Annotated in this window: 20 protein-coding genes and 2 pseudogenes; 11 read left to right on the forward strand and 11 right to left on the reverse strand. The window is 57.0% G+C overall.

All coding sequences use genetic code 11. The features are described 5' to 3' along the window. Positions 1-67: 67 nt before the first annotated feature. From GOQ25_RS08210 to GOQ25_RS19525, 4 genes and pseudogenes are all read right to left on the reverse strand, one after another. Entirely contained in the window at positions 68-1,561 is a 1,494-nt protein-coding gene (locus GOQ25_RS08210; protein WP_160349984.1) for a DDE-type integrase/transposase/recombinase, read from the reverse strand. Beyond that, positions 1,558-2,337 (reverse strand): hypothetical protein, encoded by a 780-nt coding sequence (locus tag GOQ25_RS08215; RefSeq protein WP_160349985.1) that lies wholly within the window; start codon positions 2,335-2,337, stop codon positions 1,558-1,560. Before GOQ25_RS08215 ends, GOQ25_RS08210 begins: the two co-directional genes overlap by 4 nt. A gap of 1,766 nt (positions 2,338-4,103) precedes the next feature. After that, positions 4,104-4,769: an HAD-IA family hydrolase gene (locus GOQ25_RS08220; RefSeq protein WP_202109374.1), complete on the reverse strand. Its 666-nt coding sequence runs from the start codon at positions 4,767-4,769 to the stop codon at positions 4,104-4,106. 678 nt (positions 4,770-5,447) lie between these two features. Continuing rightward, a pseudogene (locus tag GOQ25_RS19525) lies at positions 5,448-5,677 on the reverse strand (thiolase domain-containing protein); the annotation flags it as partial. A 61-nt stretch (positions 5,678-5,738) separates the two neighbouring features. Here GOQ25_RS19525 and GOQ25_RS08225 point away from each other — a divergent pair. Together GOQ25_RS08225 and GOQ25_RS08230 are read left to right on the forward strand one after the other, a co-directional pair. Beyond that, positions 5,739-6,437 (forward strand): GntR family transcriptional regulator, encoded by a 699-nt coding sequence (locus GOQ25_RS08225; RefSeq protein ID WP_160349986.1) that lies wholly within the window; start codon positions 5,739-5,741, stop codon positions 6,435-6,437. A gap of 118 nt (positions 6,438-6,555) precedes the next feature. Further along, positions 6,556-7,542, forward strand: coding sequence for a tripartite tricarboxylate transporter substrate binding protein (locus GOQ25_RS08230; protein ID WP_160349987.1), 987 nt, complete (start codon positions 6,556-6,558; stop codon positions 7,540-7,542). Positions 7,543-7,597: 55 nt separating this feature from the next. Here the strand turns inward: GOQ25_RS08230 and GOQ25_RS08235 are convergent, their stop codons facing one another. Next, a complete protein-coding gene (locus GOQ25_RS08235) occupies positions 7,598-8,566 on the reverse strand; it encodes a tripartite tricarboxylate transporter substrate binding protein (RefSeq protein WP_160349988.1) in 969 nt (322 codons plus the stop codon). Positions 8,567-8,623: 57 nt separating this feature from the next. Next, positions 8,624-9,256: a glutathione transferase GstA gene (gene gstA / locus GOQ25_RS08240; RefSeq protein WP_160349989.1), complete on the reverse strand. Its 633-nt coding sequence runs from the start codon at positions 9,254-9,256 to the stop codon at positions 8,624-8,626. A 195-nt stretch (positions 9,257-9,451) separates the two neighbouring features. On the opposite strand from gstA, the gene GOQ25_RS08245 reads away from it, so the two are divergent. The 4 genes from GOQ25_RS08245 (at position 9,452) to GOQ25_RS08260 (ending at position 13,191) form a co-directional block, all read left to right on the forward strand. Then, positions 9,452-10,486: a glycosyl hydrolase gene (locus tag GOQ25_RS08245; protein WP_160349990.1), complete on the forward strand. Its 1,035-nt coding sequence runs from the start codon at positions 9,452-9,454 to the stop codon at positions 10,484-10,486. Positions 10,487-10,528: 42 nt separating this feature from the next. Beyond that, positions 10,529-11,131: an amino acid synthesis family protein gene (locus GOQ25_RS08250; protein ID WP_160349991.1), complete on the forward strand. Its 603-nt coding sequence runs from the start codon at positions 10,529-10,531 to the stop codon at positions 11,129-11,131. Positions 11,132-11,155: 24 nt separating this feature from the next. Then, on the forward strand, positions 11,156-12,025 hold the full coding sequence (locus tag GOQ25_RS08255) for an alpha/beta fold hydrolase (RefSeq protein ID WP_160349992.1): 870 nt from the start codon (positions 11,156-11,158) through the stop codon (positions 12,023-12,025). 554 nt (positions 12,026-12,579) lie between these two features. Beyond that, complete coding sequence (locus GOQ25_RS08260) at positions 12,580-13,191, forward strand: hypothetical protein (RefSeq protein WP_202109375.1); 612 nt, start codon at positions 12,580-12,582, stop codon at positions 13,189-13,191. Positions 13,192-13,740: 549 nt separating this feature from the next. Here GOQ25_RS08260 and GOQ25_RS19530 read toward each other — a convergent pair. From GOQ25_RS19530 to dnaA, 4 genes and pseudogenes are all read right to left on the reverse strand, one after another. Beyond that, positions 13,741-14,070, reverse strand: a pseudogene (locus GOQ25_RS19530) (transposase); the annotation flags it as partial. Positions 14,071-14,207: 137 nt separating this feature from the next. After that, positions 14,208-16,661 carry a DNA topoisomerase (ATP-hydrolyzing) subunit B gene (gene gyrB, locus GOQ25_RS08265; protein ID WP_160349993.1) on the reverse strand — a complete coding sequence of 818 codons (2,454 nt, stop codon included), beginning with the start codon at positions 16,659-16,661 and terminating at the stop codon, positions 14,208-14,210. 98 nt (positions 16,662-16,759) lie between these two features. Next, positions 16,760-17,869, reverse strand: a complete 1,110-nt coding sequence (gene dnaN, locus GOQ25_RS08270; RefSeq protein WP_160349994.1) for a DNA polymerase III subunit beta — start codon at positions 17,867-17,869, stop codon at positions 16,760-16,762. Positions 17,870-17,871: 2 nt separating this feature from the next. After that, complete coding sequence (gene dnaA, locus GOQ25_RS08275; protein ID WP_160349995.1) at positions 17,872-19,338, reverse strand: chromosomal replication initiator protein DnaA; 1,467 nt, start codon at positions 19,336-19,338, stop codon at positions 17,872-17,874. Between the two features lie 273 nt (positions 19,339-19,611). Between dnaA and rpmH the strand changes: the two genes are divergently transcribed. From rpmH to GOQ25_RS08300, 5 genes are all read left to right on the forward strand, one after another. Next, positions 19,612-19,746: a 50S ribosomal protein L34 gene (rpmH, locus tag GOQ25_RS08280; protein ID WP_003800771.1), complete on the forward strand. Its 135-nt coding sequence runs from the start codon at positions 19,612-19,614 to the stop codon at positions 19,744-19,746. Positions 19,747-19,794: 48 nt separating this feature from the next. Further along, positions 19,795-20,184: a ribonuclease P protein component gene (locus GOQ25_RS08285; protein WP_160349996.1), complete on the forward strand. Its 390-nt coding sequence runs from the start codon at positions 19,795-19,797 to the stop codon at positions 20,182-20,184. Then, positions 20,181-20,453 carry a membrane protein insertion efficiency factor YidD gene (gene yidD, locus GOQ25_RS08290; RefSeq protein WP_160349997.1) on the forward strand — a complete coding sequence of 91 codons (273 nt, stop codon included), beginning with the start codon at positions 20,181-20,183 and terminating at the stop codon, positions 20,451-20,453. The genes GOQ25_RS08285 and yidD overlap by 4 nt, the downstream gene beginning before the upstream one ends. 61 nt (positions 20,454-20,514) lie before the next feature. Continuing rightward, complete coding sequence (yidC, locus tag GOQ25_RS08295; RefSeq protein WP_160349998.1) at positions 20,515-22,197, forward strand: membrane protein insertase YidC; 1,683 nt, start codon at positions 20,515-20,517, stop codon at positions 22,195-22,197. Positions 22,198-22,383: 186 nt separating this feature from the next. Beyond that, a complete protein-coding gene (locus tag GOQ25_RS08300) occupies positions 22,384-23,841 on the forward strand; it encodes a catalase (protein WP_160349999.1) in 1,458 nt (485 codons plus the stop codon). A 30-nt stretch (positions 23,842-23,871) separates the two neighbouring features. Here GOQ25_RS08300 and GOQ25_RS08305 read toward each other — a convergent pair whose 3' ends face one another. Beyond that, positions 23,872-24,465 carry a low affinity iron permease family protein gene (locus GOQ25_RS08305; protein ID WP_236844527.1) on the reverse strand — a complete coding sequence of 198 codons (594 nt, stop codon included), beginning with the start codon at positions 24,463-24,465 and terminating at the stop codon, positions 23,872-23,874. Positions 24,466-24,472 lie beyond the last annotated feature (7 nt).

Raw genomic sequence — 24,472 nt, forward strand, 5'->3', positions numbered from 1 at the left:
TTGAGCACGCCGATGATCTGTTCTTCCGTGAATCGCTTCTTCATTGCCGTTCCTTTATGAACGGACTCTACAACAATTTCGTACTAATTACGGGGAGCAGGTCATTTCGGCTCAACGTTCTTTCATGATGCTCAAATAAGGCCAGGCGCCACGCATTTAACGTAGGCGGCATAGGAATAGGCTGATCCTCAGTGATGTGCGCCCACCGCGTCGCAGGGGTGTCACCGGCGTTCTCGCCGTTATGGATATTGGTCGCCACAAGCCGCTCTAACGGAGAATGAATCCAGCTCTCGTAGTACCAACGAACGACCCAACGCTCGAGCTCCTCAGCCGTCATACAGATGTCGCCAAGTTTGATTGGGTCTCGCTGGCCATCCTTCCCATTCATACGAGTGCACCCAGGGAGAGTCTCAAGAGCTACTTTTAGAGAGCGGTTCAACCGTTCGATAAATGGCTTTTCATGCGGATGGCGGGCTCTGCAGTGTTTGAGGTCAATACCTAAGCCCGGAAGCCTACGCATACGTTCGCCCCGGGTTTCTGGTCCGTTATCCAAAACCAGTTGATGGGGCGTACCAAAGACATCGACACTTGGTTTCAGATTGAGCCTCGCAAAATCCGCCGCCTTGGAGAAAAGGATGGACTGAATACAGCGCAGACCGTCTGATTCCGATGGCGAACCGATGACCAAGCGCCAGCCAAGGGGCATGCTGGTGCAGCAATCGATAGCATGAATCAAATAGACGTTACTGAACGGGCCTTCCGGTGTGTCAATAACAAATGGCAGATGAACAGCGTCCTGTTCAACACGATCAAAAGGTGCTTGCACCATGATCCTGGTCCGGGCCACGGATTTACTGGCTGGCACTTGGCTGGGGTCCATTCGAGGGATGCTGGTGTCAGCCACACCATTTTCTTTGAGGCATTTTTGAATGAAGCCTGACCGAATTCGTTGGCCCGGTACGATGAGCCCCATCTTGAGAGCCCGGTCATTGATATATTGAGTCAGCCCCAGCATTGTCCAAGACGATTCAGCCTGTAGGAACAGAGTCGTCGCGGCATGTACCACCAAGTCATACACTTGCTGCCCATAGCGTGGTCTGCGATTGCCTTTATTCAAGGAACCTTGCAGTAACGGAAGATCGCTCCTCTTTCGTTTGCGATAGCGATACAGTGTGGCGCGTGAGGCAAACACTGCTGAAGTATCCTTTGCCAGCGCATCAGCCTTCGCCACCTCGTAGGCTTCGGCAAAAGAGAGGTTGAGGACTCTGCTGAGATTTTCTACGTTATGGAGCTGGCTCAACGCCGTGCGGATTTGTTGATCTAATGCAGGATCGTTATGAGATGCTGCGCAGACCGTCGGCATGGACTTTCTTTCCTGCACAATCCGCCCGCTTACCAGATCCAAACTGATATCCCTGATAGAGCGGTACACCTCTTCGCTTTTCTGGTAATCCCATAATTTGATCTGCCCGCCCAGAGGGAATGCACTCAGGACGCGCCAACGCTGTTCGTTTTTACCTGGCGTGCGCAACACGTCATTGGCTCTCAGGTATCGACTCATGACACAAACTCCCTCAACAAAGACAGGAATCCAAGGTCTCCATGCGCAAGCTCAATTCTCATCGCGCCCCTGATAGTCTCCTCGCCAATATTCGCACTCAGCAGTCCTGAGACGAGGAAATAAGGAATCAGGTTTGGAGACAGTGAAAGTGCATGACAGAGCTCACGCACTGTCGTCACACCCCGCGCAAACGCATTCTCGACAGCCGCGACTGTGGCCGCATCCGGCCACATATCCACGCGCTGGTTCGCTTTCATGAGCAGTGGAAGGTTTGTCCTCAAGGGATGGCTTTGAGATCTCGGCCACACTACACGCAGAAACTCCATGCCTGCCGCCTCAATCACATGCTGTCCGAGCGTCATACGCTGCAGATCCGTCCCGTCTCCCTCATAGCCCTCTAGCTTCACCTCGACTACGGTCAGGGCATGCCCCCATTGCCCTGTACGCTGCCACTCAACACCAAAGTCCGGGGTGTAGAATTTCTGTCCTTTAACCCTTCTGTACCGGGCACGCGCCGCTTCCACATCGGCCACCGTTCTATGGATGCGACGCTCGATCAGATCAACTGTAAACGGTTGTGTAGCAAACCAGGACACCTCGGGGTCGAGCGTCAGCAAATGTGAAACATAGCGTTCCGCATCAGACTCCACCGCCACAATGCCCTCGGCTTTCTGGCTGTACGTCAAATGAAGTTGTTTGCCAAACGAGGGAGCGACTCGACGCACTCCCGCGTCTATTACTCGCAAAGTCCCTCGCCTGCCGTAAGAGGCACTCATTATTGACGCTCCTCTCCGCTGGTTGATTGGTGTGCGGGAAGCGGCTTGAATTTCAGCTTCCGCTTTCCTTTTAAGAAGGCAATACTCACCCCTGCCATGTCGATGGCTCCTTAATTTCAAATATCGTTTTGAATAAATCGAGAATTAGGGAGTGGTATGCAGCGCATCTGCAGCAGGCGATAGGACACCTCGACAATGCTTGACAGCATTATCTGGTCATCCGAGAATGTGCATAGGCTCCGACACCTATATTTGCACATCCGGCCTGTTAGCCGACCCAGCCTCTGCCAGGAGGCTGGCGCGTGCACCCTCCCGCTTATCTATGCATCGTTCATAGACGTTTCTCCCTTCCGCAAAAAATTGACCATCCGGCGTGAGACGGGGGCAGGGCTGGTGTAGTGCCGCGCGCTATCTCGTTCCTTGTCTATCAGACTACAGAGCTGGGTATCATGGATTCCAGCGAAGCGTCCATTTAACTTGGAATTTATCTTATGCCTGATTTAGCAACGCGACAACGGGCTATGCCGAACTAGACTGGCCATCAGTTCGACCAAAAACCGGTTGGCGGGATCATCGGAGACCTCGCCGTATCGGATTTGATACAGATCATTCAGAAGAGAAGTAGCAGTTTTTCGATTGACATCAATAGCCGTCGCAAGCGAAATCGCAGAGGGTATTCGGTGCTGAGACGGTAGCCGACCATACAGCCAAAAGCAGTACAGCCATTTATCAAGGGGAAGGTGAGAGCGTTCGAGCAGCGTTCCTGTTCGAACAGTGAATACCAAGGGCTTGGAAGAACCTGCCGGGCGAGGGTGAAGAGATGGACATCGGTAATATCCGTCCTGCCCATTTCTAGTCTCTTTATAGATAGGCCACCGCGAACCACATGTAGGACACACCGGGTTCCCGTCGGGGGGCCATCGAAAGTACTCCACAACGCGTCGAGCCCTCGAGGCAGCATTGTCACGGGGCACATATTTTGAAAGGAGGCGCGCATCCATTGAGATCGGCTAGTTTCCGGGGACGCCTTATTGAAGTGGGACTATTAGCTTAACATCTACACATTTAGTATCGACGTCGCATGCAATGCGTCCCGACATCCCGATCCGCGACAAACCATCCGTATTCACGACAGATGGTGCAGCCATAACTTGGCCAATCATCTAACTTACGGCCATATAGTGACCACTCGTGCGAGAAGATTTTTCTATGAGCGAGCGCTCGGTGAGCCGCCAAGCTGAGGTGAACTGGTAGTTTTCGCCTCTTACAGATATAAACTATCAAAAGTGAACAAGTTATGATCATTCCGGTTCGCGGTGTCCGCTAACAAGATGCAGGGAGAATCGTGTGTCCTCCATCATCCCGGAGTTAATTACTCATCCCACCCATACCAGGCATCAACCAGTGGCCCAACTTCCCCTTTGGCCACCTCCGGCATAACTTGGAGTCCCGCCAGGACCGCATGGGCGTCGTCTTCTATGGGCGAAGCGCGACCGGCTGCGACGATGATGTCGACGGTTCGCTGATAGGCAGCTTTCCACCCGACCACCGACGAATAATTGGCGTGCTTCGATCATAGTGCTGAAAGTATGCCACCCGGGCCCCATGCCCCGTTGCATCTAATGGCTGTTTAAAAGCAATATGCACCTCGAAGCAGAGCTCCTGAATCTCACCGACGTGGTGTGTTTTGCGCTACCGCAGCGTGAGCTTGCGAATGCGTCTCGAAGTAGGAGCGAGGGTCAACGGGAGAGGTTCCAGAGGGTAGTTCAGAACAAGCGAATCACATCAGCCAATGATTGCCCTGCCTTTCGATCTAGCAGGCTGGCCTGCATCCCAAACGTCCTCGGTCCATCCACATCAGCAGCCGGTGTGTCGCCAATGAATAAAACTTCGTCTGGTGCGCAACTAAGCTGGTCGATCAAGTATTGATAAATGCGTGGATTAGGTTTGGTGACGCCGACGTCATAACTCATGGCATAGACGTCGAGTGTGGGCAGCAACTCACAAACGGGCTTCCCATAAGGTAGAGCAAGATTTGAGCACAGACCGACTCTGTAGCCAGCACCTTGCAACTGGGCGACTGTGTCGAGCGAGTCAGGGAAGAGCTCGATTGAGGCTAGCTCGGCAGCTAGATCCTCCTCCCACTGGGCCAAGAGCTCGGCTGGTGGCGTCTTGGCAAACAATTCAGCCGCACCGCGCAGATCCAGCGGTTGAGACATGAGTCGTTTGGCGTCATCTGGCTGAGGCTTACGTCCCTGGGCTAGCGCCCAACGCATCAGCGACCGATAAGGCGCGCGCCGCTGCGTACTGATCTGGACAAGCGTGCCGAAGGCGTCGAAGGCGATGGCTTTGATGGGCGTGGTGGGCATATGGTACAGATGATGGATCTCGAGTTCGATGGAGTGGTGGTCATCAAAGAACAGGTCTATCACCTGCTTGGGCGTGCAAGTAATCCGCGGGGTGCGAAGAGCTGACAGCTAACAACCCCTTGATTTAGACCGGAATCGGTGTGTCATCCGCTGAACCAATGACGGGCTCGGTTGGCCACCGGTGGTATACCACGATATCTTGGAGACTATCATCATATTCCCAGCTCCCTGCGTCCAGTGGGCGCCGCGGCGCAGTATGAGACGATCGCGACGTAATCGAGCATCTTACATTCCGCTCCGTCGAGCGGACAGTCTCCACCGCACCACTCAATGCAACCCTCGTCGATAATCCATGCCCGGCTGGCTAGGATTAGCCAAGAGCCACATGGATCAGGCACTTCACCCTTTGAGGCAGAGCATGCGCCGGCTGAGTCTGATTGCTGATTGAAAAGTGGGCAATTATCGGAACGTCGATAATTTCGGTTTTTTCTCGTCGATGATGTGCCACGCTGCATTTTCCTATCTTAGAGGTTGTGGAGCCTTAGGTTGATTTAACCTGCTCTCGGGTTTTCGTACCATCGTCGTTTTAGGAAAATAGCCTCACAGGAGAGAAGGAAGCGATCAAGCGGTCCCGCTATCGCGAAGAGCAGATGGTGTGGATAATGCGGGAGACGCAAGCCGTCGCACACGAAACCTTGATTGCTCGCCCCAAGCTGGGCATCGATAGGAGTGCAGGCGTGTTCAGGCCTCCTCCAGAATGAAGGGCGCGCTACCATGACTGGTTCCCAACAGCCCGCTCGGCCCATGAGCCAGTGCAAGCGACCATTGGGATCCGGGACTGCAGGATTGGCTTCCCCTCGAAGCTGACGCACTGCTTCGGAGACTCGCGAAATTCCACCAAGATCAGCTGGACGGTTGTTGCATAATCCGCCTCCATCCGTATCAATCAGCATCTTACCAACGCCCGATATCCGATGACTTCCATGAGTTATGTATCATGGAATCGTCTTAACTCCTGATCGTTACAACGTTATGAAATTCGCAGATGCCGGCAAAGCACGCAACGGGGAAGAAGGAGAAACCATCTCCCTTCGCCGCAAAGCCGAAGATGCGTTACGCAAGACTATTCTCACGGGCCGATACGCACCGGGCGATCGACTCAAGGAGCGCGAGTTGATGGAGCTCCTGAATGTAAGCCGCACGTTGGCACGCGAAGCGCTGCGTCAGGTAGAGGCGGAAGGGTTGATCGAGATTGTGCCTAACCGAGGACCCGTTGTTGCCGTTTTGAGCTACGAAGAGGCGGAAGAAATTTACGAGGTTCGCGGCGTTCTTGAGGCCCAAAGCTGCTCGGGTTTTGCTCTGAGAGCCAATAGCGAACAAATGCGCATGTTGGACTCCACATTTGCTGAGTTGGTCGAAGCTGGCCAGAAAGGTGATGTCCCCAAAGCGGTTTCGCTGAGCGACGTTTTTTATGACGTCGTTGCGGCGGGGTGCGGTAATCAGTTGCTGGCCACAATGCTGCGCCAACTCCATAACCGGATCGTTCTTTTGCGTCGCACTTCATTGTCAGTCCCCAACCGGCTGCCAGAAACGATGTACGAGCTGACCCAAATATACGACGCCTTGAAGGCGCGCGATGAAGTCGCCGCCGGCAAGGCTGCGCTGCATCACGTACGGCAGGCGTCGAGGATCGCATTGAAGGTCCTCAGAGACCGCCAAGCAAACAGTTAAATCGTAGTACTGAACTAGCCGGTGAACTGTATATAGTAGTACGATATGGTCGCTAACATTAATCTTGGTGGCCACTATTCTCTGTGGGTGGTCACCGTATGCCCAGGAGATAGCGGCCATGGAACGAAGATCTTTCAATACCGGTTTGTTGGCCCTAATGGCCGGCGCGGCCCTCGCCTACGCCGGACCGTTGTTAGCGTCAGCCGCCAAGTTGCCTTCCGTCGTTACTTTTGTTGTTCCCTTTGCGGCAGGCGGGGGAGCGGATCAACTTGCGCGGGAGTTCGCCCACTCCGCGCAGGCGCAAACTCCCGGAGTCACTTTTGTCGTCGAGAATAAGCCAGGCGCAAACGGAGCAATTGCCGCACGGCACGTCGCCCGCCAGCCCGCCGACGGTGCAACGTTCTTGTTAGGTACGTCGAGTACGCACGCTCTTGGCCCACTAATCGCAAAGGTCGACCCGCATAAGCTTGTGGAGGAATTTGATCCTGTATCCCTCTTAGCGACAACGGCGAATGTTCTGGCGGTATCCCACGACTCGAAATGGGAAACACTGCAGGATTTCATATTGGACGCCCGCACGCGGCCATTGACCTATGGGACCTTCGGCACCGGATCTTCTGCACATTTATATGGTGTCTTGCTGGCTCAAGCCACTGGCGCGCAGCTAGAGCATGTGCCGTACAAAGGGTCAAGCCAGGCTGTCACCGACCTGATGGGTGGGCACATTAATGCAGCTTTCCTCACCAGCAGCGCGCTCGAAGGTGTGGCACGTGAAGGAAAGGTCCGGTTGCTAGGCGTTACGGGTGAGACTCGCACGAAAGTTTTCCCGGATGCCAAAACCTTCGCCGAGCAGCAAGTGCCACAACTTGATTTCAGCGGCTGGTTCGCTCTATTCGCCCCGGCTGGAACGCCTGCCGAGCTCCGTAATGCAGTGGCCAACGTTGCAGCCGGCTTAGGTCGCGATGCGGGGTTCACAAAGCGAATGACGGGGCAAGGCTACGACTGGGTCGGTTCCCAGCCGAGCGCATTGCAGGAAGCGTTGCAGGACACCTTAAAGGTCTATCAAAAAGTGCTCTCCACCAAGCCAGACGGGCTTGGTTCCTAAACAGCCTACGATAAACGGGCCCCTCGTTGGGCCCGCCTGTTGCGGAGGAATTTAATTAGTCCAAAGAAATTCCGGACTCTTTAGCCACTCTGCGCCATTTCTCACTCTGTTCGACCAACTTCTTGCTGAATTTTTCGGGGCTGCCTCCAGCGATGCCCACCCCGCGAGCAGCCAACTGAGACTGTACGTCTGGCCGTTCGAGCACCTTCTGAAATGCCTTGTTGAGTGCCGAGATGTTTTCTTCAGACGTCCCTACAGGTGCAAAAATTCCCATCCATCCCTCGGCGGTCAAGTCCTTGTAGCCAAGTTCCGTTAGCGTGGCGACCTCAGGTAGTTCCGACACACGATGCGGAGAGGGTGTCGCTAACGGTATAAGCTTGCCCGCTTTGATGTGCGGTTGCATGACGGCAACCGTGTCGAACGTGAAATCCACGTCGCCGGACAACAAGGCCGTCGTCGCCGGTGCACTACCCTGATACGGGATGTGAGCCGCTGATATGCCTGTGGTGGAAACGAACATTTCGCCTATGAGGTGATTCGTGGACCCCATGCCAAACGAGGAGAAATTCAGCTTACCGGGGTTGTCTTTTGCCTTAGCGATAAGGTCAGGCACATTTTGAATCTTTGACGCTGACGGTGCCACGAGCACGAAGGCAACGCTGCCGACTTCGGTGATCGGCATGAAGTCTTTCAGCACGTCATACGGCGCCGTTTTTCGAGTGATGGGATTGATCAATAGCTCGGCACTGGTGCCGAAAAAGAGGGTGTTTCCATCAGGCGCAGACCTTAGGACCGACTGCGCCCCCAAAGTCCCCGCCGCGCCGCCGCGGTTCTCTATAACGACCGGGCGTCCCAGTTCCTTCGGCAAATGTTCGGCCACAATTCTCGCGGCTCCGTCGGTGCCTCCGCCAGGGGGGAAGCCGACGACTAACTTCAAGGGCACCGAGGGTTGCTCGGAGGCCCACGTTGCTGAGCTGCTCACCAATGTGACGACAGCAACAGCAAAGAAATTCTTCCAGATCATGATGTTCCTTATAGGGCTACGGACGTGGGGGAGTGGCGGGTTCAGTGCGCCACGTTGCTACGCGCATTGCTTGCGAAGCTGTCGTTCCCCTTCCTCCCGAGCGGCCTGCTCAGCGGCTAATACGCTGGCCCGGCTGCCCACTCGTTCGAGGTAAGCGTTGAGGTGCGCCTCGGTGTCAATGTTGAAGACGCGGCTCCACATTGCAATCGTGTAGCAATGTGCATCGGCGATCGTGAACTGATTACCCATCAGGAATTGGCGGCTGGCCAATTGGTCATTCAGCCATTTGAGCCGGCCTTTCAAGTACTCGCGGGCGATCGTCTTGTATTCCGGCGGCGTATTCGCCTTGAATAAGGGCATGCATCCACCCTTGTGCAAATCAGCGGCGATGAAGCTCATCCACTCCAGCACGCGGTAGCGCTCCAGGGTGCCGAAGGCCGGGATTAATCCCTTTTCTGGCATCTGGTCAGCGAGGTACTGCATGATGACGGCGCCTTCACTCAAAAATTGGCCGTCTGGCAACTGCAGGGTAGGGACCGTGCCCTTGGAATTAATAGTCAAATAATCGGTGCCGTCCGGCAACCGTTTGGTCTTCATATCCACCCACTGCAAATCCAGTTGTAAGCCGAGCTCGCGCGCGACGATGTCGACCGCCAGAGAGCAGCCTCGCACTTCGTGATAGAACTTCATGAATACTCCCGTATGACTCGAAAAGGTATGGCACAGAGGTCGGTGTCTGTGAATTTACAGTAGTACTAAAAATGGCCAAACTATTAAAACAGTACTACAATTATTCCCCGTAATAGACCGTTTGTCTTATTAGGGAAAACGAGAGCGGGATTTACTTTCCGCAATCATCCCCACCATGTATGCATGGAGACCGTAATGTTGGGAACGATTCTGGTAGGTACTGCCGGCCAAGGAATTTTGCGCAGCAGTGACAATGGGGCGAGTTGGCATCGCCTTGGTTTGAAAGAAGCGATCGAATTTGACGGCACGGTGCGAAGCCTTGCCGTAGATCCAGCAGATCCATCCCGCATTTTTGCTGGTGCGGACGTCGGTATTTGTGTGAGTCACGACGGCGGCGCTCACTTCAGCCTGGTCGACTCACCCGCGAATGGCCAAGCCATCTGGTCCCTTGCATTCAGCCCGTGTAACCCCAAGCTGATATACGCCGGCAGCGGCGCTCCCGCCCGGGCGCACATGTACCGTTCACGTGATGGTGGAAAGAGCTGGGAAAAACTTAGTCCCGAATTTCCAGAGTTTTGCGCAGGGGTCAATCGTCCTCGCATTTTGACAATTTGCGCCCATCCTCAGCGCGTCGACGAAGTCTGGTTCGGCGTGGAGGAGGGCGGCGCGTGGCGCAGCTCTGACGCGGGCGATACCTGGGATCGCATTGATTGTGAAGGGCGAGGGATCAATAGCTCTGATATCCACTGTGTCGCACTTTTAGCCGGCAGCGGTGGCCAGCCCGAAGTTCAAATCGTCGCGACGGTAAACTCCATTTGCCACAGTTTAGACAATGCTCAGAGTTTCGACTGCATGGCATCCAAGGACCGTTTCGGTGGCTTGTACTACACGCGTACAGTTTGTCCGATTGATCCCGAGGGACATAACTTGCTGTTGGCAGTGGGCGATGGGACGCCCGGAACTCGGACTCGTATTTATCGCTCAGACGATCGCGGCCAGAGCTGGACACCTACGGTTCTACATACGGAACCGAACTCGACGGTATGGGGTTTCGGCGTTCACCCAAGCAATCCGCATTTGATATTTGCAGGTACGAAGTATGGCCATTTGCTGCGCTCCGTGGACGGCGGTCGCAGTTGGTACAAGGAGTGGCGAGACTTCAGTGAAATCACTTCAGTCGCTTGGACACCCTATGTTGCTCCTATTAAAGCCCATCCGAAGTCCGTATAGCCATCCGTATTTGTTTCAACCTTCGCCTTTGAGTGATCATTAATGAAAGCGCCGAACTTTAGTATCTTTCACATTCGTAAGTGGTATTGCCAAATTGAGGAGATCCTGGCCGGAGAGAGCGGTGCGCCGGCAGATGGCGAGCCGCTGCGGAAAATTGTGCTCGCCGCGTGTATTCATAACCCCTATGCGGGCAAGTACGTGGAAGATTTGTCCGCTTGGATCGAGGCATCGCCTCAATTAGGTGCCGAGGTCGGCCGACGCATACAAACAGTAGCCAATGGGCAGCCTATTGAGAGCTATGGGAAGGCCTGCTTGGTAGGCATTGATGGCGAGTATGAGCATGGCAATGCGCTTCTCACTAATCCTGCTGCGAATCCGGTACGCGACGCGCTCGGAGGAGCTAAATCGTGGGTGCCGTCCACCGGCAAGCGCGGGGGCCCTGGGACAATTATTGATATCCCTCTTGCGCATAAGGATGCACTCTATGTGCGTTCACATTACGACACGGTGAGTGCTCATTTCAACGATGGCCCCAATCGCGACGAAGTTGTGTTGATCTGGGCATTTGCGACACGTGGCCGACTGAATGCGCGCTTAGGCGGGCTTGCAGCATCCGAGATAAAAGGGTTGGATGGATTGGTCTAGAAATCTTTGAGATAGGGTTATTCGATGGAGCGTCGAGACTATTTTCTAACGCATGCCGGTCTAAAGTTTCATGTGACTGAATGGGGCTGTCGGAATGGACGACCGATCCTGATGTTGCATGGGATACGCGGCTATGCGGAGACGTTCGCGGGTATCGCCGCTGCGTTACAGCCGGAATACCGTGTGATTGCGTACGACCAGAGGGGTCGTGGACAGTCGGATTGGGATCCAGAGGCTCAATATTTTACAGATGTTTACGTTGCTGATCTCGAAGCCATCGCCGACCAACTTTCATTGGCGCACTTTGACTTGCTCGGTCATTCAATGGGCGGTATCAATGCCATCGCCTTTGCTGCACGTCATCCTCAACGGGTCGACCGGCTCATTATTGAGGATGCGGGGCCAGGGGCGTTTGAACACAGTGAAGGAGCACGCCGCATTTGCCGCGAATTGCTCGCAACCCCTTCCTACTTTCCTACGTGGGAGGCGGCTAGCGAGTATATGCGCCTCTTGCGCCCCACCGTGGGAGAGCAGGCGCGGCAGCAGCGCTTGAAGGCCATGCTTAAGCGTGCACCCGATGGGGGCCATACTTGGAAGTATGACCATACCGGTATCGCCCGCACGCGGTTGAATCCTGATCCTAAGAGATCGGTCGACTTGGAGGAATTGGCTAGTTTAATCACCTGTCCCACACTGGTCGTCCGTGGCGGGCGTTCAGACTATCTGCACTCTGATATGGTTGCAAAGATGCAGAACTTGAATGCCCGGTTTCACGCTGTCGTCATTGCTGATGCGGGTCATTATGTTCACGATGATCAACCTCAGCTGTTTGCGGCTGAGGTCGTGAAGTTCCTGTCGTGTAATCACGAGCTCCCGGCTCGAGAATGCGACTAATGCCGGCGCAGTAGCAAGGCGGAATTCTCTGGGCACTCAGTGAGTGCCGGAGCACTATCTGCGTGCGTGTCTGGTAGCTAAAAAAACCTAAAGCCTAGCGCTGGGCTGGGCTTTAGAAACTTTACGAATTGCCGCATGAGAGTTTCGACTCAATGCAGTTGGAACGGTGGGATTAATCGGGTCTGACAAAGGCCCACCCCCCGTTTATGGATACTGCCGACCACCGTCGAAATGGACTCGAGCGCGCCGGAACCTACGCTGTGGCGATCCACTACCTGGGTTAGGCTGCGGTTATCTTGCGCCGGCTGGCGCTTTGCAACGGCAACCTAAAAGATGGGCCAAGGGACGCGCGCGGGAATGTGGTGACCATCATGTCTTGTATTCGAAACAAGCGCAGTGCACAGCGATTTAGTTCACGGCGGCAGGATACACAGCGCGCACCCATATGGACCCCTCCGTGCAAAAGGGCTAGAATATGCAATCGAACCGCTGTTGGGCCGAAAGTCCAGCAGTAGTGACTGACCTCACTCCAACCGACGAAATCGGGGAAACCAATGAAGATGCAACCTGTCTATTCCGATCTTTTCGCTTGCCTTTACGACCAATCCGAACCAATCGGACGCTTAGGTCGAGGCACGCACTATTCGGTATTCCGTACCGCCGAATGGCTTGATGTCGTGCGCGATCCACTTCCCGTTCCGCAGATCCATGACTTTGCGATCATCTGGGACGAAGACCATGACACGCGCGTTATAGAAGCCGTGGAAGCTATCTACATGGCCGGCCTGCTCTCTCCTGTCCAGTTCATCGGCGAGCGTAAAGGCACACTCCATGTGGTGGTAGCGGCCAAGTTCTACTTGAATTCAGAACCACGCCGAAATCAGTATTTAGCAGAGTTGAACGTCCTTGCGAAGAAATTGCCGAACGGGGACGTCTGGCCAATCGAACTTCTGCACTTCGACCGCTCGCCATCGTCTCCTCCAACCCACCCTCACCAGACAGAGATTGGAGGCCTGATCAACGATGAGCGCCACAAGGTGGTCACGTACCTGCGTAACATCGACAACCTGTGGAGCCTCGGTACAAAGACTTGGACCCCGGGTCTCCACGGCCATACACTGCCGCCACCTTTAATCGCTCCGCCGCCTCCCTTGGCCGCCCACTAATACTGCTTGCGCTGCGCCTTGGTCATGGCTGCCGTTGTCGACGACACGTCCAGCCGTGAAGATGACTACTCCGTGCCTTGGCTTGTGGGCTCGGCTGCCTTCCGAGGTAGACGGTACGCTGTGGGCATCATCACACCTATTTGGCACCTGGGTCATTGGGCCGGGTCGTCCCAAGCCACCTCCGTGCATACACCGCCTTCGGCCTACACGACGCGTTAGCTAAGTGTTATTGACAACATGTTCGAGTGGCGGCGTTTCTGGACGAGCGGTCTAGGGACCTGGGCACCTGAGGTGTTGGGCCGCATTACTCCGCTGACTCTTGCGGGCATCGCGTGCGAGATCTCACGCATGAGCGCCGGTCGGCGACAGTGATCCCTGCTGTACAGTGACTCGCCATTTCCCTCGCCTTGTATCTTGGAAAGGGCTCAACCTTCTTTCAGAATTAGGGCATATGGTTGCGGCGCTAGCTGTAACTAATCCCCTGATTTGCCCGGATTAATTTGGATTGCTACATATCCGCTGAACATAATCGTCCACTTAGTAGTTGCATTCAATCACGTGGCTGACGAGTTGCTTGCGCTGCGTCGGCCTCAGAGCGTTTTCCAGTACATGCTGCAGCATGACCTTGTCCAGAGACAGATCGACGACAACCTGCTCGAGTTTTTTGTTCTCGTCGTCCCCAAACTATCGTAAACGTCGCAACCCTCTGACCCGGACACCGGCGTACCTCTTCTTCCAGACCTAGAAGGTCGCCTGTGAGACACCGACCTTGCGGCAAACCTCTTCGACCGAAACACCTGTATCGGACCGAGGCAGTGCAAACGCAATCAGCTTTTCTTGAACATGGGCTTCTTCATGGCGAACGCCCGCCTTGGGCAATAGTTCTGCGACTCTGGGTTGTCCAGTTTCTTGGGGTGAGGTCAGCCATTAACCCAAGCTATCAAATGACAAAGGGCCATAAGTGTCTCAACTTATGGCCCTCGGATTCTCACCTTATGGGTGTCTCTACATAACCATCAGGCATCAATATTCGACGCCGACAACGCATGCGTCTCAATAAACGCACGCCGGGGTTCAACATCATCCCCCATCAACGTCGTAAAGATCTCATCCGCCGCAATCGCATCCTCAATCTTCACACGCAACAAACGACGAACCTTCGGATCCATCGTGGTTTCCCACAGCTGCTCAGGATTCATCTCACCCAAACCCTTATACCGCTGCTTCGAAATCCCACGCTCGGCCTCGTTGCGCAGCCATTGCATGACTTCGCGGAAATCCGACACGAACTGCTCTTTGCGCTTGTCGCCTTCGCCACGCGCGATCACCGCACCCGCGCCAATCAAGCCAAGGAAAGTCTTCGCCGACTTCGCCAGCACCGCATAATCCGAGCCATTGATGAAGTCCGCATCGATCACGCTCACGCGAGTATTGCCGTGATGCAAACGACGCACCATCAAGCGATGCTGTTCATTGGCTTCGTCGTACTCGGCCGACACCGTCACCGCATTCCCCACGGCGGCATCGCGCAATGCCGCCGTCAAACGCTGCGCGGAATCCTCGGCGGCCTCGGCCGACGACAGATCGATCTCCACGCCTTCGGCCATCGCCGACAGCGCATCCACATCGAACAAACGCGTCAAACGCGCGATGACTGCATCAGCCAACACATACTGACGCGCCAGCTCCGCCAACGCCTCGCCCGTAATCGGCGTGGCGCCTTGCGACGGAATCAGGCTCGCGTCCTTTAACGCCAGCTGCAGCATGAATTGCGCTTCTTCCTGATCGTCCTTCAGATAACGCTCTTCGCGTCCAACCTTGACCTTGTACAGCGGCGGCTGCGCGATATAAACGTGGCCACCCTCGATCAACGCAGGCATCTGACGGTACAACAGCGTCAGCAGCAGCGTACGAATGTGCGCGCCGTCCACGTCCGCGTCAGTCATGATGATCAGACGGTGATAACGCAGCTTCTCCAGATTGAAATCCGGCCCGATGCTGGTACCCAGAGCGGTAATCAACGTAGCGATCTGCTCGCTGGCGATCAAACGATCAAAGCGCGCCTTTTCAACGTTGAGCACCTTACCGCGCAGCGGCAAAATAGCCTGGAATTTACGGTCGCGGCCTTGCTTGGCCGAGCCGCCTGCGGAGTCACCCTCAACGATGTACAGCTCGCACAGCGCGGGATCTTTCTCCTGGCAATCCGCGAGCTTGCCGGGCAGGCCGGCGCCTTCCAGCACGCTCTTGCGGCGCGTCATTTCGCGCGCTTTACGTGCGGCTTCGCGCGCACGGGCGGCCTCGATGATCTTGCCGCACAGGGCTTTCGCATCGTTGGGGTTTTCGAGCAGCCAGCTCTCTAGCGTGCGCGCCACGGCGTCTTCCACGGCGGGGCGGACTTCACTGGAAACCAGTTTGTCCTTAGTCTGGCTGCTGAATTTCGGCTCGGGGACTTTCACCGACAGCACGCAGGCCAGGCCTTCGCGCATATCGTCGCCAGACGTCTCGACCTTGGCTTTCTTGGCCAGTTCGTTGTCGGCGATGTACTTGTTGATGATCCGCGTCATGGCCGCGCGCAGACCCGTCATATGGGTGCCGCCGTCACGCTGCGGAATGTTGTTGGTAAAGCAGAGCACCTGCTCGCTATACGAGTCGTTCCACTGCATGGCGACTTCCACGCCCACGGGCACACCGCCCGCGCTGGACTCGGCCGACACTGCGAAGATGTTCGGATGCAGCACGGTCTTGGAACGATTGATGTATTCCACAAACCCGCGCACACCGCCCGAAAACGCGAAGTTCTCTTCCTTGCCCTGACGCTGATCGATCAAACGGATCTTCACGCCATTGTTCAAGAACGACAGCTCGCGCAGCCGCTTGGACAGAATGTCGTAGTGGTACTCGATGTTGTTGAAGATGATCGGGTCGGCCAGGAACCGAACTTCGGTGCCACGCTTGTCCGTGGTGCCGGTCACGGCCAGGGGCGCGACGCGCTCGCCCTGACGGAATTCCATTTGATGGACTTTGCCATCGCGGCGGATGGTCAGACGCAGCCACTCCGACAACGCGTTCACGCACGACACACCTACGCCGTGCAAACCGCCGGACACTTTGTACGAGTTCTGATCGAACTTACCGCCCGCGTGCAATTCGGTCATGACGATTTCGGCCGCGCTGCGGTGGAACTCGTCGTCTTTATGCACGTCAGTGGGAATACCGCGCCCGTTGTCGGTCACGGAGATCGAGTTATCCGTATGGATCGTCACGACGATGTCATCGCAATAACCTGCGAGCGCTTCGTCAATGGCGTTATCCACCACCTCGAACACCATGTGATGCAAGCCGGTGCCGTCGGACGTATCGCCGATGTACATGCCCGGGCGCTTGCGCACGGCCTCCAGCCCTTTGAGCATCTTGATCGAATCGGCGCCGTAGCCGGCGTTCTCGGGATTGCTGTTCTGCTGATCTGCCATGTCTATATCGCTAACACTTCAAAAAACGGTCTTGCGACCGGAGCGCGGCGGGCGGTCAAACACACGCCCCCGCGACAGCTGCCCAACTCGCGAATCGATCAGATCCGCATGGGCATGACGACATACTTGAACTGGTCGTCATCAGGCAAGGTGAGCAACGCCGACGCATTGGCATCGGGCATCACCGACCATTGAATGTTTTCAGCCTTGACGTTGGACAGCACGTCCAACAGGTAGCTGACGTTAAAGCCCACATCCAACGGCTCGTGGCCGTAATCAATGTCGAGCTCTTCCTGCGCTTCTTCCTGTTCGGCATTGGAAGAAGAAATCTTCATCAGGTTCTGCGCGAGCTGCAGGCGCACCCCTTTGAACTTGTCGGTGGTCAGAATCGCGGCGCGCAGCAGGCTGCCTTGCAGGGCTTCGCGGTTCACGAGGAACTGACGCGTGTAGTTCGACGGAATCACGCGCGTGAAATCGGGGAACTTGCCTTCGACCAGCTTGGACACCAGCTCCACATCGCCAAAGCGGAAACGGATCTGACCCGGCGCCACATCGATGGATACCGGCTCGTCGGAATCCTCAAGCAGACGCTGCATTTCCAGCACGGTCTTGCGCGGCACGATGACTTCATGACGCTGTTCGATGCCATCGGCCTCGGTCGCGCAATGCGCCAGACGGTGACCGTCAGTCGCCACCGCGCGCACGCGGCCGGCTTCGAACACCAACAGCATACCGTTGAGATAGTAACGGATGTCTTGCTGCGCCATGGCGAAGTGCACCATGTTCAACAAGTGACGCAGCGTGCGTTGCGGCAGCGTCAGCGACACATCCCATTTTTCCGGTTGCGCGACGGTGGGGAACTCGCTGGCGGCGAGCGTTTGCAAGGCAAAGCGGCTCTTGGCCGATTGCACCGAGAGCTTGTTGCTTGCCAATGCAAGCTTGACTTCGCCGGTGTCGGGCAGGGCTTTCAGGATGTCCAGCAGCTTGCGCGCCGCGACCGTGGTGGACTCGTTATCCTGACCCACGCCGAAATCCGCATGTGTCGTGATTTGCACTTCGAGGTCGGTTGCGATGAATGCCACCCGGTTGCCCTCTTTGCGCATCAGGATGTTCGCCAGGATGGGCAGGGTGTGACGTCTTTCGACGATTCCCGCCACAGTCGACAGCGGCTTTAGCAATGCATCGCGCGTGGTTTGTACGAGTTGCATGGTCATCCTTTTAGAGTTTGTTCCAACACGTGCAGGGTATGGTTCAGCTCTGCCTGTTTCGCGCGTGCGTCAGAGATCTTTCGTACCGCGTGCAGCACGGTCGTGTGATCGCGGCCGCCGAACAAATCACCGATTTCGGGCAGGCTTTTTTGTGTGAGCTCCTTGGCCAGGTACATCGCCACCTGGCGCGGCAAAGCAATATTGGCAGGGCGCCGTTTCGAATACATGTCGGCGACCTTGATCTTGTAGAAATCGGCCACGGTCTTTTGGATGTTTTCCACCGTGATCTGGCCGTTGGAGACGGACAGCAGATCCTTCAGTGCATCCTTGCACACGTCGACAGACACTACATCGCGGCCATGGAACCGCGCATACGCCAGCACCTTGCGCAATGCGCCTTCGAGCTCGCGCACGTTGCTGCGCAGATGCTTGGCGATAAAGAAGGCGACTTCCTCGGGCATGGGCACGCCCTCGGATTCGGCCTTGCGCAGCAGAATCGCCACGCGCATTTCGAGTTCGGGCGGCTCGATCGCCACGGTCAGACCCGAGTCAAAGCGCGAGATCAAACGGCTATCGATACCGGCCAGTTCCTTGGGGTAGGTATCGCTGGTGATGATGATCTGCTTGCGCTGCGCCACCATCGCTTCGAACGCGTAGAAGAATTCTTCCTGCGTGCGGCTTTTTCCCGAGAAGAACTGAATATCGTCGATCAGCAACAGATCGAGCGAATGGTAATAGCGCTTGAAGTCATCGAACGCCTTGCGCTGGTAGGCCTTCACCACATCGGACACGTACTGGTCCGCATGCACGTACCGCACGCGCACGCCGGTGCCAGCCGCGACCATGGCGTTACCGATCGCATGGATCAAGTGGGTTTTGCCCAGGCCCACGCCGCCATACAAAAACAGCGGGTTATAGGAAATGCCAGGGTTCTCGGCCACTTGCAATGCGGCGGCGCGCGCGAGCTGGTTCGCTTTACCGGTGACGAAGTTCTCGAACGTCAGATCGGTGTTCAAACGCGAACGCTCGTATACGGCGCCCGCGGCATCGGCCTGCAACGCGGCGGCCACATTGACTGCGGCAGCCGGGGCAGGGGCCGCTGGCATAGCCGGCGCCGCCGCGGCGGGTGCGGCGCCCATGGCAGCCATCCCTGGTGGGGCGGCTGCTGGGGTAGGCGCCGGTGTGGGCGCGCGCGGCGTCACGGGAATCCGGGCGGCCGCGCTGCTCGAAGGCAGCTCGAACACCACCTGCACGGGGCGTTGATACCACTCGGTGGCCAGGGCCTCGATCTGAGTCGAAAAATTCTTGCGCACCCAGTCCAGCTTGAAGCGGTTCGGAGCGGCTATGCGCAACACGGCCTGCGTTTCGTCGTACGCAAGCGGAACCAGCGGCCTGATCCAGGCGCTGATCTGTTGGGGGGGGAGTTCCTGCTCTAGACGACTGACGCAGGTCTGCCAAAATTCTTTCATGTCGCTCTTGTGCAAACCTCGATTCTACCTTGGTTGGGGGTAGGTTATCCACAGGCTTACTAACGTCGTTCCGTTACCAACCTGCGTAACTGTTTGACAAAGCAGAGGAAACTTGCTGAAATGATGGGCTTTTCCGAATTCTGTCTGTCAGAAGGTTCTTTTACTACGTGGGGGCGACCCCTCCGTTATGTGGGCTAACACGATGTATGGTGTGGTGGCCAAGAACCCGTCGGGCAGGTCCCTTCTGACTTTTGTTCTTTTTGTGGATCGTCCATGAAACGCACCTACCAACCTTCCGTTACCCGCCGCAAGCGTACCCATGGCTTTCGCGTGCGCATGAAAACCCGCGGCGGCCGTGCCGTGCTGAACGCTCGCCGCGCCAAGGGCCGCAAGCGCCTGGCCGTCTAAGGCCAGCACCGGGTTATCCGCGTTTTACGCACCGATCCCCGGTTGTCCATGCCGCGCGCCACGCTTCCCCCAGAGGCGCGGCTGCATCGCCCCTCTGAGTTCACCGCCGCGTTAAAAGCGCGTCGGTTAGCCCGAGGGGCTTTCTTCGTGCTCAGCGCCGCCGCACCTGGCGATGCGCCCACGGAACAAATGCCGCAGGCGCGCCTGGGCATGGTGATCGCCAAGCGGTTCGCCGCGCATGCCACCACGCGTAACGCTTTAAAGCGGGTCATACGCGAGGCATTCCGTCACTGCCGCTTGCAGCTGCCCCCCCAAGACTATGTTGTGCGTCTGCACAGCAAGGTTGCCCCTGCGTCACTGACGGCGTTAAAACGCGCGGCGCGTGCCGATGCGGACGCGCTGTTCGCGCGGGCCAAGCCGCGAGGGCCCAAATCGTGATCAAAGCCCTGTTAATTGCGCCAATCCGGTTCTACCGATTTTTCTTGAGCCCCTGGCTGGGCCGGCAGTGCCGGTTTACACCGACCTGTTCGGCATACGCCATCGAGGCGATAGAAACTCACGGCGCGTTGCGCGGCTTCTGGCTGGCGGTTTGCCGTATCGGACGTTGCCATCCCTGGACGGTGGGCGGGCTCGACCCGGTACCGCCCGCACATCATTCCGATGGGGCCTCATGCTGCCGGCATGGCCGCCGCACGGATCCCAATTGACGCTAAACTTGTGGGTTTGCCGCTCCGTTTCGGGCCGGCCCGCATCCCTACCGTAGGCACTATGGATATCCGACGAACCATCCTCTGGATGATTTTCTCCTTCTCGCTGTTGCTCCTGTGGAACAACTGGCAGGTGCAGAACGGCAAGCAGTCGCTGTTCGGCACGCCGCCTGCTGCAACCGAAACCGCAGCTTCGGGCGACAACGCTAATGGACAAGCCGCCACACCGTCGGTGCCGAATGTGCCCGCGACCGCGGCCAACAATACGGTCCCCGATACGCCAGCGGCGGCCATGCCGCCCAAGGCCGAACAGGTGGTCATCACGACCGACGTGCTGCGCCTGACGTTCGACACGGTTGGCGCCCAGCTGATTCGCGCCGAATTGTTGAAATTCCCGGCTCCGGGTCAGCCTGATCAGCCCACGGTGCTGCTCGACCAGTCCGCCGGACTGATTTATGTCGCGCAATCGGGTGTGGTCGGTGCGCCGGGCGGTCAGAGCTTCCCCCATCACCAAACGCCGTTCCGTCTGGTCTCTACCGAGCGTGCCCTGTCCGGTGACACGCTTGATGTGGTGTTCGAGGCTGAATCGGGTGGCATGAAGGTCACCAAGACCTTTAGCCTGCACCGTGGCCGTTATGACATCGATGTCCAGCATGGCCTGACCAACGTGTCTGATCAGCCGCTCTCGCCCTCGGTGTATCTGCAGCTCGAGCGCGATGGCAACGACCCGGCCGATACGTCCAGCTTCTATCACACGTTCACTGGTGTGGCCGTGTACTCGGAGCAGGAGAAATTCCAGAAGGTTTCCTTCTCGGACATCGCCAAGAACAAGTCCGACTACATCAAGAAGGCCGACAACGGCTGGATCGCGGTCGTGCAACACTACTTCGTGACGGCGTGGGTGCCGCCCGAGGGCAAAGAGCGCGTGAACGAGCTGCTGCAAGTTCGCCCCAATCTGTTCGCTGCCCGTACGATCGAGTCCGCCGGCACGCTGCAACCTGGCGCGAGCGCCCAGGTGGACGCGCACCTTTGGGTGGGTCCACAGGATCAAAAGGCGCTCTCGGCGCTGGCCCCCGGGCTGGAGCTGGTGGTCGACTATGGTTGGCTGACCATCATCGCCAAGCCGCTCTTCGCACTGCTGACCTGGCTGCATAGCCTCCTGGGCAACTGGGGTTGGTCTATTGTGGCGTTGACGGTCATCATCAAGGCCGTGTTCTTCCCGCTCGCCTCGGCCAGCTATCGTTCGATGGCCCGCATGAAGCAAGTGGCGCCCCGTCTGCAAGCCCTGAAAGAGAAGTACGGCGACGACCGTCAAAAGCTCAATCAGGCCATGATGGAGCTCTACCGCACCGAGAAAATCAACCCGTTGGGCGGCTGCTTGCCAATGCTGGTGCAGATCCCGGTGTTCATCGCGCTCTACTGGGTGCTGCTGGCCAGCGTGGAAATGCGCGGCGCACCGTGGATTCTGTGGGTGCCCGATCTGTCGGTGCGTGACCCGTACTTCATTCTGCCCGCGATCATGATGGCCACCATGTTCCTGCAGATCAAGCTGAACCCGACGCCGCCGGATCCCATCCAGGCCAAGGTCATGATGGTCATGCCGCTGGTGTTTGGTGGAATGATGTTCTTCTTCCCGGCCGGTCTGGTGCTGTACTGGTGCGTGAACAACATTCTGTCCATCGCTCAGCAGTGGGTCATCACCCGCAGCATCACGAAGCAATCGGCAGCTCCAGCCAGTCGCTGATTAGGGCTTAGCGGTTGAACGACAGCCCCGGCGTGTAGACGCGCCGGGGCTGTCGTCGTTTGTAGGTACCGGTTTAGCCTGTCGCTATCAGATTTAATAAATAAATCAATTTCCGTAAATGCATTGACTACTTCTATGATCTGAAGTGTTCGACACAGACTTGTGTCCCACAGATTGGAAGCCGTAATGACCGACAAGAAAACCCTCACCACCGCCGCTGGCGCCCCCGTCTCCAACAACAACCATTCGATGACCGCCGGCCCCCGTGGTCCGGTATTGCTGCAGGACGTTTGGCTGATCGACAAGCTCGCTCACTTTGCCCGCGAACGCATCCCCGAACGCGTCGTACACGCCAAGGGCTCAGGCGCTTTCGGTACGCTCACCGTCACCCACGACATCACTCGCTATACCCGGGCCAAACTGTTCTCGGAAGTGGGTAAGCAAACCCCGATCTTTATCCGCTTTTCCACGGTGGCGGGCGAACGAGGTGCTGCCGATGCCGAGCGCGATGTGCGTGGCTTTGCCATCAAGTTCTATACGGAAGAGGGCAATTGGGATTTGGTGGGCAACAACACGCCGGTGTTCTTTGTCCGTGATCCCATCAAGTTCCCGGACTTTATCCACACCCAGAAACGCGATCCCTACACCAACCTGCGCAGCGCCACCGCGGCCTGGGATTTCTGGTCCTTGAATCCTGAATCATTGCATCAGGTCACCATCCTGATGAGCGACCGGGGCTTGCCGAAAAACTATCGCGAACAGCATGGATTCGGCTCGCATACGTTCAGCATGATCAACGCCGATGGCGAGCGCTTTTACGTGAAGTTCCACTTCAAGTCGCTGCAGGGCATCACCTACTACACCGATGCCGAGGCCACAGACACCGTGGGCCAGGATCGTGAAAGCGCGCAACGCGACCTGTTCGACCATATCGACCGTGGCGACTACCCGCGCTGGGCGATGAAGATCCAGGTCATGCCGGAAGCCGAGGCCGCCGCCTACCATATCAATCCGTTCGATCTGACCAAGGTCTGGCCACATGCCGACTACCCGTTGATCGACGTGGGCACGATCGAACTGAATCGCAACCCGGAGAATTACTTCGCCGATGTCGAACAGGCGGCGTTTACGCCCGCTAATGTCGTGCCGGGGATTGGCTTCTCGCCGGACAAGATGCTGCAAGGCCGCTTGTTCTCGTACGGTGACGCACAGCGGTATCGCGTAGGGGTCAATCACCATCAAATACCCGTCAACGCGCCACGCTGCCCGTTCCATAGCTTCCATCGCGACGGTGCGGGGCGTGTAGATGGTAATGGCGGTCGTACGCTGAACTATGAGCCCAACAGCTTCGGTCAGTGGAAAGAAAGGCCTGACGTGGCCGAGCCTCCATTGGGTCTCGATGGACAACCGGCGGATCGTTGGAATCATCGTGTGGATGATGACTACTACTCGCAGCCCGGCGCGTTGTTCCGTTTGATGAGCGACGATCAGAAACAACGGCTCTTTGGCAATATCGCGCGCGCGATGGCCGGCGTGCCCGAGGAAATCCAACGTCGCCAAATCCGTCACTTCGAGCTCGCCGATCCGGCGTACGGCGCGGGCGTCGCTGCCGCTTTAGGGTTGGAATGGTCCGGCGAGAAATAAGCAGACCGGGGCAGGGCGGCCCAGCCCCTTCTATCCCTCGCGTCGCGCGGCTTTAAAGCCGCGTGGTCCGCGAGCGGGTCGCCGCCCCTGACGCTTTCTACGCGAGGCAGACGAGGATTCACCATCGGCCACCTGGACCGTCCCGTCCACCGCGCGGTTCAACGTACGACCATCGCGCGCCGCCACGGCCAAGCGCCGATATCGGGCGGCGACGCGATTGATCTCGTCTTCTTCCATATCCTCGATATCGACCAGCTTCTCGTTGGCACCCTTTAGCGCGATCAAAAGCTCGTCGAGCTTCACATGCACCGCGCGACTGTCCTTGTTCTGGTTTTGCTGGATCAAGAACACCATCAGGAAGGTAACGATGGTCGTACCCGTATTGACCACCAGCTGCCACACTTCCGAAAATCCGGCGCTGGGCCCGGCTAGCGCCCATACGAATATCGCCAACATCGCGCAAGCAAACGCCACTGGCGAACCGGTCGCGCGCGCCACGCCACTGGCGAAATGGTCGAACATCCGCGCGATGCGCGAACGGCAGGCTTCCAGCATAGGAATGGACTGTGGCGGGCAAGGATCCGTGGCCTTGTCCTGCCCTGTGTCATTGATATTCTGGTTCAAGGCAAGC

It is taken from the genome of Bordetella sp. 15P40C-2, from assembly GCF_009763235.1.
Lineage (GTDB): Bacteria > Pseudomonadota > Gammaproteobacteria > Burkholderiales > Burkholderiaceae_B > Bordetella_A.

Bases quoted from the DNA above. Each gene is read 5' to 3' on its own strand.
- GOQ25_RS08210 (WP_160349984.1), bottom strand. From the start codon at position 1,561: ATGAGTCGATACCTGAGAGCCAATGACGTGTTGCGCACGCCAGGTAAA.
- GOQ25_RS08215 (WP_160349985.1), bottom strand. From the start codon at position 2,337: ATGAGTGCCTCTTACGGCAGGCGAGGGACTTTGCGAGTAATAGACGCG.
- GOQ25_RS08225 (WP_160349986.1), top strand. From the start codon at position 5,739: ATGAAATTCGCAGATGCCGGCAAAGCACGCAACGGGGAAGAAGGAGAA.
- GOQ25_RS08230 (WP_160349987.1), top strand. From the start codon at position 6,556: ATGGAACGAAGATCTTTCAATACCGGTTTGTTGGCCCTAATGGCCGGC.
- GOQ25_RS08235 (WP_160349988.1), bottom strand. From the start codon at position 8,566: ATGATCTGGAAGAATTTCTTTGCTGTTGCTGTCGTCACATTGGTGAGC.
- gstA (WP_160349989.1), bottom strand. From the start codon at position 9,256: ATGAAGTTCTATCACGAAGTGCGAGGCTGCTCTCTGGCGGTCGACATC.
- GOQ25_RS08245 (WP_160349990.1), top strand. From the start codon at position 9,452: ATGTTGGGAACGATTCTGGTAGGTACTGCCGGCCAAGGAATTTTGCGC.
- GOQ25_RS08250 (WP_160349991.1), top strand. From the start codon at position 10,529: ATGAAAGCGCCGAACTTTAGTATCTTTCACATTCGTAAGTGGTATTGC.
- GOQ25_RS08255 (WP_160349992.1), top strand. From the start codon at position 11,156: ATGGAGCGTCGAGACTATTTTCTAACGCATGCCGGTCTAAAGTTTCAT.
- GOQ25_RS08260 (WP_202109375.1), top strand. From the start codon at position 12,580: ATGAAGATGCAACCTGTCTATTCCGATCTTTTCGCTTGCCTTTACGAC.
- gyrB (WP_160349993.1), bottom strand. From the start codon at position 16,661: ATGGCAGATCAGCAGAACAGCAATCCCGAGAACGCCGGCTACGGCGCC.
- dnaN (WP_160349994.1), bottom strand. From the start codon at position 17,869: ATGCAACTCGTACAAACCACGCGCGATGCATTGCTAAAGCCGCTGTCG.
- dnaA (WP_160349995.1), bottom strand. From the start codon at position 19,338: ATGAAAGAATTTTGGCAGACCTGCGTCAGTCGTCTAGAGCAGGAACTC.
- rpmH (WP_003800771.1), top strand. From the start codon at position 19,612: ATGAAACGCACCTACCAACCTTCCGTTACCCGCCGCAAGCGTACCCAT.
- GOQ25_RS08285 (WP_160349996.1), top strand. From the start codon at position 19,795: ATGCCGCGCGCCACGCTTCCCCCAGAGGCGCGGCTGCATCGCCCCTCT.
- yidC (WP_160349998.1), top strand. From the start codon at position 20,515: ATGGATATCCGACGAACCATCCTCTGGATGATTTTCTCCTTCTCGCTG.
- GOQ25_RS08300 (WP_160349999.1), top strand. From the start codon at position 22,384: ATGACCGACAAGAAAACCCTCACCACCGCCGCTGGCGCCCCCGTCTCC.